This window comes from Prevotella merdae, assembly GCF_900290275.1.
Classification (GTDB): Bacteria; Bacteroidota; Bacteroidia; order Bacteroidales; family Bacteroidaceae; genus Prevotella; species Prevotella merdae.
Genome location: NZ_LT985323.1, coordinates 267890 through 281508, shown reverse-complemented (window position 1 = coordinate 281508; position 13619 = coordinate 267890). Strand labels below are relative to the sequence as shown.

12 protein-coding genes are annotated in these 13619 nt (G+C 40.6%); 2 read left to right on the top strand and 10 right to left on the bottom strand.

The window, feature by feature from the left end; translation table 11 throughout:
• Window positions 1-17: 17 nt before the first annotated feature.
• The 3 genes from C9991_RS01160 to C9991_RS01150 all read right to left on the bottom strand — a co-directional run bounded on the left by C9991_RS01160 (window position 18) and on the right by C9991_RS01150 (window position 3216).
• Window positions 18-995, bottom strand: coding sequence for a nucleotidyl transferase AbiEii/AbiGii toxin family protein (locus tag C9991_RS01160; protein WP_106810813.1), 978 nt, complete (start codon window positions 993-995; stop codon window positions 18-20).
• A complete protein-coding gene (locus C9991_RS01155) occupies window positions 992-1711 on the bottom strand; it encodes a DUF6088 family protein (RefSeq protein ID WP_106810812.1) in 720 nt (239 codons plus the stop codon). Before C9991_RS01155 ends, C9991_RS01160 begins: the two co-directional genes overlap by 4 nt.
• Window positions 1712-1878: 167 nt before the next feature.
• Complete coding sequence (locus tag C9991_RS01150; RefSeq protein ID WP_106810811.1) at window positions 1879-3216, bottom strand: ATP-binding protein; 1338 nt, start codon at window positions 3214-3216, stop codon at window positions 1879-1881.
• Between the two features lie 145 nt (window positions 3217-3361).
• On the opposite strand from C9991_RS01150, the gene C9991_RS17145 reads away from it, so the two are divergent.
• Complete coding sequence (locus tag C9991_RS17145; RefSeq protein WP_255414786.1) at window positions 3362-3490, top strand: hypothetical protein; 129 nt, start codon at window positions 3362-3364, stop codon at window positions 3488-3490.
• Window positions 3491-3659: 169 nt separating this feature from the next.
• On the opposite strand, the gene C9991_RS01145 is transcribed toward C9991_RS17145, so the two are convergent.
• From C9991_RS01145 to C9991_RS01120, 6 genes are all read right to left on the bottom strand, one after another.
• Window positions 3660-4238 carry a sugar transferase gene (locus tag C9991_RS01145; protein WP_106810810.1) on the bottom strand — a complete coding sequence of 193 codons (579 nt, stop codon included), beginning with the start codon at window positions 4236-4238 and terminating at the stop codon, window positions 3660-3662.
• Between the two features lie 296 nt (window positions 4239-4534).
• Window positions 4535-5356, bottom strand: a complete 822-nt coding sequence (locus C9991_RS01140; protein WP_106810809.1) for a metallophosphoesterase family protein — start codon at window positions 5354-5356, stop codon at window positions 4535-4537.
• Complete coding sequence (locus C9991_RS01135; RefSeq protein ID WP_106810808.1) at window positions 5353-6120, bottom strand: hypothetical protein; 768 nt, start codon at window positions 6118-6120, stop codon at window positions 5353-5355. The genes C9991_RS01140 and C9991_RS01135 overlap by 4 nt, the downstream gene beginning before the upstream one ends.
• Window positions 6114-7076 (bottom strand): hypothetical protein, encoded by a 963-nt coding sequence (locus C9991_RS01130; RefSeq protein ID WP_106810807.1) that lies wholly within the window; start codon window positions 7074-7076, stop codon window positions 6114-6116. Before C9991_RS01130 ends, C9991_RS01135 begins: the two co-directional genes overlap by 7 nt.
• Before the next feature lie 256 nt (window positions 7077-7332).
• Window positions 7333-8394 (bottom strand): hypothetical protein, encoded by a 1062-nt coding sequence (locus tag C9991_RS01125; RefSeq protein WP_157949331.1) that lies wholly within the window; start codon window positions 8392-8394, stop codon window positions 7333-7335.
• A 72-nt stretch (window positions 8395-8466) separates the two neighbouring features.
• On the bottom strand, window positions 8467-11523 hold the full coding sequence (locus C9991_RS01120; RefSeq protein ID WP_157949330.1) for a hypothetical protein: 3057 nt from the start codon (window positions 11521-11523) through the stop codon (window positions 8467-8469).
• Window positions 11524-11946: 423 nt separating this feature from the next.
• Here C9991_RS01120 and C9991_RS01110 point away from each other — a divergent pair, with 423 nt between their 5' ends.
• Complete coding sequence (locus C9991_RS01110) at window positions 11947-12351, top strand: LytTR family DNA-binding domain-containing protein (RefSeq protein WP_106810803.1); 405 nt, start codon at window positions 11947-11949, stop codon at window positions 12349-12351.
• Between the two features lie 243 nt (window positions 12352-12594).
• Here the strand turns inward: C9991_RS01110 and C9991_RS01105 are convergent, their stop codons facing one another.
• Window positions 12595-13509, bottom strand: a complete 915-nt coding sequence (locus tag C9991_RS01105) for a glycosyltransferase family protein (RefSeq protein ID WP_106810802.1) — start codon at window positions 13507-13509, stop codon at window positions 12595-12597.
• Between the last annotated feature and the right edge of the window lie 110 nt (window positions 13510-13619).

Here is a 13619-nt window from a genome sequence, read left to right as displayed (position 1 = left end):
GTCTTAAATTGTTCTACTTATTTTGTCATATACGAAATCAACTGCTCCATGCTATTTTCGATACTCTTAAAATTCGGTATCTCTTTGTAGGCAAGGTCAGGCAATTCTCGTGAATATACATTGCTCAATGCCGACCATACATTATGTAGGTCATTGATGATTGGAGAATCCATGATGTCTTTGTTTTGCCATCCTTCGGGCTTGTCAAATCTCTGTTTGTCTTGTGCAAACAAGTTGCTGAAGTCTGACTTGAAAGCGTCACTTTTCAGATAGTCCTGTGTTTCAATATCATTCAAGAGGAAATGCAAATCATAGAAATGTCGTATCTTGGCTGTCAACTCTGTCATGTAGTTGTTGGCCAAGGAACAACGCAGCAGTGACACCAACTTTTCTGTCAAAGTTCTGCGCCTATCGAGAACATTCACATTGAAAGGTTGCATATCGAATTCTTCTATCAATTTCTCATTGCCTGTCTTTTGCAGGAACTCGGTCAAGAAACTTTGCAGTTTACATTTCTGAAATGGATATGGATTGGCAAATGAGTTGATTTCGACAAGCAACTGTCCTGCCTTGACAGCACCTACTTGTAATGTATCAATAGCTCTTGGATAAGTATAGTATGCCTTGTGATAATGAGAACCTTTGCTTGTAAAACCAGGCAAATCCATTTCCTGCAAACCTTCTGTCATGTTTTTGGCAGTTCTCTTGATCAGCATCTTCAATTGGTTGCCGCTGAGCGTCCATGCCTCAGAGATAGCAATGTCTATGTCTTCAGAGAATCGACTTCCGATACCGTATGCTTTTGTAAGACTTGTTCCTCCTTTGAATATGGCACGGTTATCCTTGTCGTTCGAAGCCATCAATGACAGCGACCGACAAATCCAATAGTCCTTCTCGATGAAAATGCTCTTGATGCCAAGTCCTCCATCCTCTACTGGTTGTGATGCAGCTTGTAAGGCATCAGAGAACAACTCCCTGTCTTCATGTAATCTCATATGATGTTCCAGTTTCTTTTGTTTGACAATACTTTGTCGGAGATTGGCAACTTGTAACTTGTCACTCCATTCAATGTTTTACTGATTGTTTCAGTTTCAAGTTCTATGTTCTCGTAGATGGCTCCAAGCAAAGCTCTTACATAAGGTGTATATGCCAAGGATAATTTTGCCAACTCTTGCTTCTGTTCCTTTGAAAGAGCATTGATTGTTTTGCAAATATTCGTCACACATTCATCTGGTGAAGTGGCCGGAATATCCTTTATAAGACGCAGAGCATCCAATAATCTAAGTAGTGGAATGTTGCTTGATGTTATGGTGTTCTCTTGTAGCAAGAAAGAGATTTTTACGCCATTCCTTGTGATTGGTCTACGGTATTTATTTGTTCCGACAAGGATGGATGAGCTTATCTGTGTTGTCAAGCCCATGGATGCAAATGCTGTCGTTCCTGTAATGTAGCCTACAATCTTACCATTTTGTTCCAGAAAGTCCTTTACAAGTTCAGAATCTGCAGGTTTTAGATTACCAAAAATGGTCTTCTTTGGAATATAGTATTTCCCTTTAGCTATCTTTTGGAGCTCGCCTTGGAGCACAAGACGATTGAGAGCTTTGGCAAGTGCCGGCTGATACCGCATCTCCACACCAAAGTCTCTTGTTGTTAATACAACCCCAGCAGGGGTCGATGACAATTTTTCCTTTATCAGTCTTGCTATAACCATGTTAATCTCCTTTTCTCTGACGAGTGCAAAGTTAATAAAAAGTCTTGTTTTTTACGTCATAAACTTGACTTTTATGTATTTCTTTAACTATCTTCATGCTATAAAACATTCTATAGCCCTTCATCATCCCTTGTTTTTCATTTTCTTTTCAGTCTTCGTTTTGGTACTTATACACTTCCTTCTGGCATAATGCACGCAATGTAGTAAATAGGTAGATAAGTCACTCCGTCCTTAACTTCCACATTCTTGGCATTCGACAATACAAAAGCCTGATGAATGTTATATTCCTTAATCTGCAGGAACTTATCCAATGCGCTATGCACTTGATAATCTTTGCCTGACTTTATCTCCAGTGGAAGGACAGACAGATTGACCATGTCGTCTATGAGATAGTCCACCTCGCCTGTTTTCTTGTTGTCGTAATAATAAAGGTTGAATCCGTGTGCGCGTAATTCTTGCGCCACAACCGTCTCATAGACAGAGCCAAGATTGATGCTTGCCATGTCGTCCATAATGGCCTTTATGTTTGTGCCAAAGAAAATGCCTGTCAGAATGCCCACGTCGTTCATGTACAGCTTAAGAAGATTTTTTCCACTATTTTCTATTAATGGGAAACTCGGCTTGCTTATAGCTTTCACTTCCAAGGCAATGCCTGATGATATGAGATAGTCAAACTCCTCAACATAATCGCTCATACGTTTGCCTTTCTTGTCTTCTATGTCCTTGGCAATCACCCGTTTCTTCTTGTTCTCCAAGTTTGATGGAATCATACTGTAGATACGTTGTATTTTCAAGCGGTTATGCGTCTCCTCATATCTTGCTGCGTCCACACCATACAAATGGTGTATGTTGTTCTGTATGTTCCTTACGGTAGTGATGTTTTTAGTGTTGACAAACTCTTTAACAGCATCCGGCAAACCTCCCACAAGTAGATATTTCTTGAATAGGTCGAGCAATTTGTTGTGAATAGCATCCGGCATTTGTTTGCGTTCGGCAAAATTTCGGTGCATAGTGTCCAATACCAACTGTCCTACACCATTGGCAATAAGAAATTCCTCGAAATCCATAGGATACATGTGTTTGATGATGATGCTGCCTAATGGAATTGACGATGTAATTTTAAGAGTTACGCCAAGAAGAGAGCCACTGGCTATATAAGTGAACTTGTCGTCTTCGCGCAAAAACTTCAACAATGTCAGGAGATGGTCGTAAGCCTGTATTTCGTCAATGAAGATAAGCGTGTCTTGCTTGCTTCCCATTCTGTCGCCTGCAACAGAACTTAACGCAAGATAGAAATCGTCCTTGGTTCTTGCATCAGCAAAAATACGGTCGCCCAACTTGTCTGTCTCCATATTTATCTCGATATAGTTAGAAAAGAGTTTCTTTCCAACTTCTCTAATTATATACGACTTTCCAATCTGGCGTGCACCATCAATAATAAGAATCTTGTCAGTTCTTGATTGTAAGTGACTTATAATGTCGTTTTCTATTTTACGGTATAGCATAATTACACTTTTCTTGTTATATAACTATTGCAAAAATACACTTTTCCTATGAAATGCACAAGCTAAAACTACACTTTTCCTATGAAAATGGTAGGCTAAAACTACACTTTTCAACCTAAAAGCCAACCAACAGCACACCAAGAAAGTGGCTGACGGCAAGAAATCCACATTCAAGCCTATCGAGATAAGCGATGATGGACTGGAATGTATAGAGTGGCTTTCTGTAGACTGCACCTCGGCACAAAAAGATGCGCCTTGGCATAGCGGAAGATAAGCCTTTGCGCCTAAAGGTGCGCAATATTTGCGGTGACGAGACTGTCTTTGTATTGTAGTAGTTTTATATACTTGGCAAAGTATATTGATATAAATGGCAAAGTATATTGATATAAATGGCAAAGTATATAAATATAAATGGCAAAGTATATTAGTATTACTTTTTAGCTTCAGAATCTCTTTCCGAAGATGATGTGGAAGAAGGTGGTGGCGAGAATCTTGATGTCGGTCCACAGACTCTGGTGTTCGAGGTAGTAGAGGTCGTAGTCGAGGCGTCGCAACATCTTCTCCATAGTGTCGGTATAGCCGTTGTGTAGGGTGGCGTATGATGTAACACCAGGACGTATGGCATACAATTCGGCATAGCGTGGATTGTGCTGCATAATTTGGTCGATATAGAACTTGCGTTCTGGTCGGTAGCCAATGAAAGCCATGTCGCCCTTGAACACGTTCCACAACTGTGGCAATTCGTCGAGATGATGGGCACGCATCCATTTGCCTGTCTTAGTAAGGCGCGGGTCGCATAAGGCTCCGTCGAGCAACAGCTGCGGACCGTCTTTCTCGGCATCGTGGGTCATGCTGCGAAACTTATAGATATAAAAGGGTTTGCCATGCAGCCCAATACGCTCCTGACGATAGATGACAGGTTCTCCGTCCTCAAGACGTATTGCCACATAGCATACGAGAAATAAAGGGGCGAAGACGACCAGAGCTATTGCTGAGGCTATAAAATCTATAAGTCTTTTCATTCTATTATATTCGGTTCTTATATTATAACGCAAAAAGAGAATTTTAATTGTATAAAGGTATCTTTAATTTTGGAATGGGGACAGGTTGAGACATTAGAACATGGTTTTTTTGAAAAGACATGAGAACAGAAGAACATGTTTTTTTTTGAAAGACATGAGAACATGAGGACATGTTTTTTTTGAAAGACATGGGAACATGAGGACATGTTTTTTTGAAAGACATGAGAACATGAGGACATGTTTTTTTTTGAAATACATGAGGACATGTTGTAGTTTTTTTTTCTTTGACTGAAAAATTAAGGAGTAAGCTCAATCAACTCCATTATATCTAACATTTTAAATAGAACACCATTGATGGTAGAATGCCAGCTTTGATGAAAATGCCCATAAAACCAATGAGTAATCGTATTGCAATCTGTTTTTATGGCTTCGTATATTGCATCCATTGTCTCGCGTTCATTCTGTACATCAGCCAACAAACAATCATCCCTTAATGCCCATAGCTGCAATTCTTTTTTATCTTGCAGTTCGCAGAACGTTGGTGCTGTATGAGTGACGACCGTGTCAATTTTGTACAGAGATGTAATTTCTGATAAAACCTTCTCATTAAAGACAGGAGCTTCATCCTGCCAATATTTATTGGTTGTAAAAGAGTTGTCCGCTATAGTTCTGTCATCATACCTATGCATCTTACTTTTACCATGCTCCCATGACTCTTTCCTGGATTGACGGTCGATAGAGATTGCTCCACCAACACAGAGAATTGTGTGTCCATTGGTCTTGACTACAGAATAGTCAGGAATAGCGATGAATCGTTTGTGGCAGAAAGCCTTGCCATCAAAATATGCAGGATTGTCATGATTGCCACGTATGAAAAGGAACCAATTGTTGGATTTGATTACTCGTTCGACGTTACGTTTAACGATGTTTTCATAATACCCCTTTCTTTCAAAGCCGAATCCGCAATCTCCAGCTACAATAATCAGAGTGTCTTTCATCTGATATTGTATGCACACTTTATTCACGAGGAGATTAAAGTCCCCGTGAATATCTCCACATATGGCAACATTGCGGCACTTTGTAAAATCATAAATATTGGGATATGTATCAGTATTCATCTCAGAAAAGCCGTATTGATAAGTTCAAGGAGTCGTTCGGCATCCAAGCCTCTAAGCCCTGCGTTTTTGAAGAAATCGGAATTTGGAAGTTCTCCTACTCTTTGATAAAAGTCATTCATATCGTTTTTCAATTTTTCAGGGAGTGTAAAGTGAGAATCCTGTGGCAGCATAGCAATAAGTCTGAAAACATCTTTCTTATGCTTCTCAATGTCTCGACTATCTACCTGTTCACCCTCTGCTTTTCTATCCAGCATCTCTGTATATGCTTTAGCTTTCAAACAAATTAGAGCTTCTGGACTTGCAACATGGATGTCGTCAATATTTCTACTATGTTCAATCGTGAATGCATAGTAGTCGTCATCCATTAGAATTGCAGACAGACTGGAGAGGTCTTCTCCAACACTTATTGGTTCTATATGTGCATCTGGCGGAAGGTTTAGAATGCCAGTATTTCTTGCAAAAAGCTCTATTTGCTTCGGGTAGGTCTTGTCTTGAGGATTGGTAAAACGATAATATTCGTGTTTGAATTCGTTTTCACCTTTACTTCGGTGACCATAATTGGCAACTTTGATGAAATCCCACAAACGTAATCCGAAATCAGGTGTAAGAGCTTCAACAACAAGTACAAGGTCAAGATCCTTTGTTGCACGAGGATTCATATCAAGTTCTTCTTCAAGCAGATTGCACGCAGCCCCACCTATTAGCACATATTTGTCTTTATAATTATTGAAGTATTCCTTCCAGCGTTCAATTCCTGTTACCATTTCATTTCTTCAATTAAAGTGTCACATTCTAATTGTATTCTTTCATCATCGCTTTCTTTCATGCACAGATAAAGCGAAAGTTTGTCTACTATTCCGTTTTCTGACAACAACGTTGGAGAATATTTCCATACTTCTACCTTTATATCCCCGTATTGTTTGCTCATTATAGCGGCATTCTCTTTGGCTGTCACTTTGTCGATTGCAACAACTGGGGTTGTTGGCTCAGCAAGCATGGTATAATGTCCCATTGCTGTTTCACCAGACATCAAACTTCCTGTAGGTTTTATGTCAGTGAAAAGAATGCGCTCTATAGGAGACGACATCTGTGGAAGGGATTTATTCCATAATTCCATCTTGTTCAATATTATTTGGACAGATTTCTGTTTGCCTCCAACAAGTGTAATTATATTATTGGTTTCAAGCCACCTTAGAGCGACATTGATTGTTGGGTACGCTAAACCTACAAGCTCTGCTATTTCTGAAGTATTTAAGCCATCAATCGTACTCTTTTCTATATGATAGAGTACAAGCATCTGAGCAACAGGGGGCATTTTATTAGGCATCACCTTAGACTTGTTCCTCATTTTGCGCAGCACAATGAGGAGACTTGGAACGAAAGCAAGTTTATCTGGCACAATGAAATTAACTTTGGCATGAGTTAGCCTAGATAGATTATATGATGCAACTGACTCAAGAGCAAACACAACAGGATGGTGGAATACCTCCATCATCTTTGTCTGGTGTTTGGATAGCTGCATCGGAGAAATGTTATCAAACTCGGTGGGCACCGCTATGGTAACTATCGTCTCCATAAACTCAATATCATAAAGAGTATAGCAGCAAGCAATTGCCAAAGGAAGTTTACTATCATTCTTTTTTTCATGAGTAAACATCCTTATTTCACTACCTGTCAGTTCGGCAAGAAAATCTATTACGTTGTCAATATTATATTTCATATTGCATATTATATCAATAGAGATATTTTATGCAAAAGTACATATAAAATATTGATTTACTAAATCTTTTCTCAAGAAAAGTCTTGCCTACACGACATTTTTATAATAATAAAAAACCACCCAACCCTTACAGATGTAAGGATTGGGCGGACCGGAGATGTCTTGTGCTTTTATTTGAATATCACAAAACTACAAATTGATAGGATATATTTCTCTTTTATGCTGTGAGCAAAGTAGGGAAATGGTATTCACCATATTACTTCTTTACAACCTTAACAGCCTTGCCGTTCTTAACAACAATGTTAACGCCATTCTGCAACTTGTCAGTGCGAACACCGTTGAGCTGATAGATACCGTCAGCACCCTCGCCAAACTCGTCAGCATTGATACCATTGATACCAGTAGCTGTCTTATCGAGAGTTACCTTGAGTGTGATGTCCTCTGAATAGTAGGTATCATCACCAGTACCGTTAATCTCACCAACAGTAATTTCAGAGCCATCAACAAATGTATTGTCTGCAATAACCTTTACACTGCAAAGAGTACCCTTGTTCAATGCAAACTTGTTGTCCAATGACAATGGATCACCGAAGATGATGATAGACTGACGTTTTGGGTTGTAAATAACGTTGTGCTTAGGACAAGCAGTACCAGCCTGCTCTGAATCCTCTACTACGCTAAGACCCTGTGGCAACTTAACTCTTAAACCAGTATTGTTGATATAACCCTTTGGCAAATCAAGGTTAAAGGTAAGAGTCTGCTCTTCGCCGACCTTGATAGCTGGCAATTCGGCAGTTACAAACATCTGGTTGTCTGCACTAACAACCTTAGCAACGAAGTCAGCTGGCTTGAAAATAGGAGCGTCGTCGTCGCCCATAGAAATGTCTGTAGAAGTAAGGCGGATTTCCTTTGCACCAGTGTATGTAGGAGCAACATTTACCTCAAAAGTAAAGATGTCACCCTTGCCTGCAGGTAGATACTTCTTAATTGTGTAAGCAGCCAGATAAGCACCATTAGCATGTACGTAATCCTGAGAAAGAGATACATTGTACAACTTTGTGCGTTCTGTTGTGTTTACAACAAAGTTCTCACTACCTGGTTCTTTTGCTACGAAAGAAAGTCCCTCAGGAAGAACAATCTTAGTCTCGATAGTAGCAACCTCTTCATCGTTATCGAATCCGATAGCCATAGTCGCTTTTTCGCCCGGCTTCAAGAATGTAACATTCTTCAATGTTAGTCCTCCTGCCATAGCGTTTGCGCTTGCTATAAGAAACATTGCAAAAGCGAAAAGGCAGCTATATAGTCTTTTTTGTTTCATAATTTTATCAGTTTATTTATTTAACATCTATAATGGGGATGCTCTTATGAGCATTCCCCAATATGAATTTTTTTAGTGATTTTTCTTGTACTCAGCATACTTAGACATGAATGCATCGAATGTCTTGCTGTCAAGAGTTGTTTCGAAGTTATCAGCAGCCTGCTTGAAGTCCTTACCGTCGATTGCGCCATCACCGTTAAGGTCGAGCTTACCACCGTTAGCCTCTTCGGCAGCCTTCTTGAGGATGTCGGCAACCTTACCAGCCAACTCGTCAAGACCTGCGATGAAGCCATCCTTATTAGCGCTGATAGTATTGTTCTTAACTGCAACGTCAATAGAAGACTTGAGGTTAGTTAACTGGCTGTCAACATCGTCAAGTGATGCACTTGCTTCTGCCTTAATTTCAGCCTCATAAGCCTCGATAGTCTTACGAGCGTCAGCAATTACCTTTTCTACCTCAGTAACCTTAGCGCTTACGATAGGAGCAGCAGCCTCGTTAGCCTTGAATGTAGGATAGTTCTGGATCTTGAACATGTCTGCATCGTATTCGTCGAGAACCTTCTTGATCTCAGCTTCCTTCTGGCTTGCAGTGAGGCAAGACTCTTCAAGAGTTGTAAGAGCACCAGCGAGCTTAGTGTTAGCCTTAGTGAGGGCATCCTTAACGTCGAAGTGATCCTTAGTCTCAACCTTGTTCTCCTTCTCCCAGTCGTTAACTGTCATCTGGAGAGTAGTCTCGTCCTTCTTAGCGAAGTTCCAATTTACCTTCTTGTCGTAGATAGTAGCATACTGAGTTGTGTATGACTTCAACTCACCGTCGAGAGTTTCAACAGCTGGCTTAACCTTGGCAAGAATTTCGCGGATAGCTCCAACCTTATTGGCAAGGATGTTCTCCTTAAACTTCTCCTCAGTGCCGTCAAATGCAGCAAGGCGTGCAATCTCATCCTGTGCAGTCTTGATGAAGCCGTCGCCTACCCAAGTCTGAGTTCCATCCGCGTTGGTAACTTGCTTCTTAGCCTGGATAAGGTTGTAAGCTTCGATGAATGCGGCAACAGCCTCGTTGCTCATCTTCTCGTTCTTATCACCTGGCTTAACGTTCCGCGTAGCTTCAGAGATAAGGTCCTTGGCGTTCTCAACGTCAACATCTGTGAGGTATGTATTAGCTGCTGCATTTGCCTTAAGAGCCGCGTCAACTATTTCGTCATATACCTTATCAGCAACAGCCTTAACCTGGTTCAGGTAGTCAGCCTCAACGTCCTCTGTGATACGATAGAGGTTCTTGTTAGCCTCGTAGTGTGCGCCAAATTCAGCATCAGACTCCTTTTGGATATTTGCTGTCTTCTCGTCAACAAGCTTCTGAACCTTCTCTATCATCTCATCAAGACCATTGATTTCGCTGAAGAGGGTATTGAGGTTAGCCTTCAAGTCGTCAGAAGCACTCTTTGTTGCGTCAAGAACCATCCAGTTCTTAATCCAACCTACATAATCGTTGTAATCCTTGCGAACATCCTCTATAGCACCATTGATACGGTTCTGGGCTTCGAGGTTGTGCTGGTTGATTTCCGTCTTCTGAGCATTAAGGGTCTTTTCCCAAATCTTCTTAACCTCACCATTCAACTTATTGATTTGATCAACGAAGTTAGCATAGTCGGTCTGTACGGTAGTGAATTGTGAATTTTCGAAACTCTTCTTGATCTTGTCCAGATTATTCTGCTGTGCCGAGAACTTCTTCTGGTAATCAAGTTTTGTTTCAGGCTCGTTCTCATACTTTGCAGAAACCTCATAAGCATACTTTGTCAAGTTCTTCTGAGCCTCTTCAAGTTTAGCGGTGAGATCAGCCTTTGCCTTATTTACCAATTCTGTGTAGAAACCATCAAGCTTAGTGCTTACACCTGCAATATTTGTAACGAATGTAGTGTATTGATCTTCGCTATACATATAGCGATTGTCAGTCTGCTTAACCTCGTTCTGCATGCTTACAATCTGCTCCTTAAGCAAGGTGTAGTCATTGTCCTGATCCAAGTCGAATGGCTTACCAGCCTTAAGAGCAGCCTCAACCTTCTCTACCTTAGTAGAAAGATCGTTGATAGACTTCAAGTTGTCACGCTCGAAAATAGCGCGGGCAATAACATTGTCAAGCTTCTCGCCTACCTCTGTGTACAACTGAACGAAGTAATCATTATCGTTGGTCTCAAAAGCGTTGGGGAACTTGCTGAGCTCGGCAATAGCCTCGTTCTTGATAGTTTCATTAACCTCCTTTTTGAGGTTGTCCCACTCACCTTTAAGCCAAGTTGTCTTAAAGTCGCCAATGTTTATCTTGGTAACATTACCGTTCTTGTCTGTAGTTGCGGTAAAGTCATGTGTAAACAAAGCCTTGTTGTTGATGGCCTTTCCACCGTTAGCATTCCATTCTGCAATAGTAGCTGTTCCGTTAGCCTTATCAAGTTTGTTAAGAGCTTTCTTTGCTTCGGTTGTAGTAATATCCTTAAATAACTGGAATGTGCTATTTGCTTTAGCTACAGCGTCCTGGGCATCCTTAATAGCACCATATCCATAATCAGGAATTAAGGTAGTGCTGTTCAGCTTAGCGATGAGCGTATTCTTAACGTCGTCTGTTACACCATTTGCTTCCTTCTTTTCTGCGAGTTCAGCCTTAACAGCCTGAACCTTCTCGCCTGCCTTACTGATAGCCTCCTGTACCTTTGTATAGAAGCCTTCATATGTAACGTACTTAGCAACAGCAGCGATAGCCTTACCCATCTCGTCGTAAGCTTTGTCTATTTCTGCCTGAATAGCACGAGTGTTGCTTGACTCAACAAAAATCTTTGTCACAGCAGCATTCTCTGCAAGAGTAATAGTCAAGTTGCCGTCAGATGTAACAGCATACTTGCCATTTTCATTCTTTGTCAGTTCTACACCACCCAAACTTACGGTGATGTCTCCCGTTGCAGTCAAGGTAATTTCGTCACCGCTTGTTACAGGAAGGGTGAATGCCTTGCTCTCCTCATTGAATTGAAGTGAAGAACCTTCTTCTTTTGCATTAGCAACAGGGTTTGCGAAGTTGAAGTCGTTAGCCATAGCTGTTCCTGCAACAGCAGACATGGCAGCCATCAAAGTCAAGATTTTTTTCATAATCTTTAATTTTTATTTGTTATTACTTTAGTTTGTTTTGCAGGATAGAAGAGCCAATTTAGTTTTCACATTCTTTGGAGAACGTGGAAAATATACCCTTGTCAATTTGCTCTTTGTCTCCTTCTGTATTGCAAAATTCGTTAAGTTTTTTGAATTGACATATACCCTTAAGTTCATATTTCGTGAAATATATGCCTTTTTTCGCGAAGTAAACGTTTGCTTGATATAGCTCAATTATGTTGATTATCGTCTTATATATATAAGGTGTAGCTATAATACTAAGAGGAAAAATGAATAAAAAGTACAATATTTATACGTTTTACGCAATAATTTCGTTTTTTCACGTAATTTTAACAGGTAAATATGCTTTATTTAAAAATATATTCGTAATTTTACCACGACAAACTAAAATCTGACTATTATATGAAATTGAAGCTATACAATCGTGACGAATTATTCCTGGTAAATCTTGATACCGTATTATATTTTAAGGCAGAGGACCATTATACCAGTGTGTACTATGCTAAAGATACAAAACAGTTTCTTCCATTCGGGCTCTCGCAGCTTGAGGAGGCTATAAAGAACCAGACCAATAGTAGTGAATCTTTCGTCAGAGCAGGGCGTAGTCATTTGCTCAATTTTGAAAAGGTGGTACATGTTAGCGTGGCTAAGGAAACGGTAACAATGTACAATAATGTAGACACATTCGTGACGGTGCATGTGTCGCGCAGTGTTGTTAAGGATCTTGCCAAGATTATGAAAGATGGCGAGTCTAAAGACAAATCTTGTAGGGGGGGGAAAATTTCCATAAACCCTCTACTGGTTTAGATTTCATATTCTAATGAAACATATTTACAATGACATAAATCAAATCTGTTCGTGAGAATAGACTCATAAAATCAACTTTTTCATTATAGAAAGGAACAGCAGAATAGTTTTTGTATTGACAATTTGAAAAAATCAATTTTTTTTCATTTAAGACAAGAAAGTCCAGACACTTAAGGTTGGTGTGAGAATATAGACCTTAAGTTCTGGACTTATTTTTTTTGAGCTTTTTATTTAGTGTTCTGTTTAGAACATCTTGTCAGGATATACACCCTCGTCGTGAAGCTTCTGGAACTTCTCAACAACACTTGGACGATCCTCAGGATAAGTTACGCCGAACCACTTAGATGTAGTGTCGAGCACCTCGCAAGTAGCTGTGCCGTCGTGGATGAGTTTGTCTACCATCAATGGAATGAAGAATTCGCTCTTCGGGTTCTCCATGTTCTTCGGGTCAGAGAGGAACTCCTTGAAGAACTCGTTGCTGTGCTTGAAGTAGTCAGGTGTGAATCCCCAGAAGTTCATAGATACAGGAGTTGTGTCGGGGATAGCTACCCATGTCTCGCCATCGTCGGCAAGATACTTAACAACACCGTCGAAGCGCTGAATCTTTGTGCGCTCAACTACAGATGTGAGGTGGTGGTTCTCGTCGTTCTCGCATACGCCACGGCTAACAGAACCGCTGTCGGAGAGAGTGTTGCCTACGCGGAAGCCTACCATAGCATACTTGCCAGTAGAGCCTTCGGGCAGTTCGCTAAGCCACTTGCCAAGCACCTTGAAGGCGTCGCGGTCGTAGAAGTCGTCGCAGTTTAGCACGGCGAATGGCTCATTGATTACGCTTTCACCCATCATCAATGCGTGGTTAGTGCCCCAAGGCTTAGTGCGGCCTTCTGGACATGTGAAGCCCTCTGGCAGAGCGTCGAGCGACTGGAACACGAGTTCGCAAGGGATGTGACCCTCATATTTTGAAAGCACGATACGACGGAAGTCGTCCTCGAAGTCTTTACGTATTACGAACACCAACTTGCCGAAGCCGGCATTGATAGCGTCGTAAATAGAATAGTCCATAATAGTTTCGCCGTGAGGACCCAGTGTATCAAGCTGCTTAAGTCCACCGTAACGGCTGCCCATTCCGGCAGCAAGAAGGAAAAGTGTAGGTTTCATAATCTTTTATTATTATGTTAGTTTATGTAAACAAATCCATGGTTTGGTATAGTGCTTAATCTATATCAACCACAAAAGTAACAAAATAGTATGAGATAAAAAAACTTTGT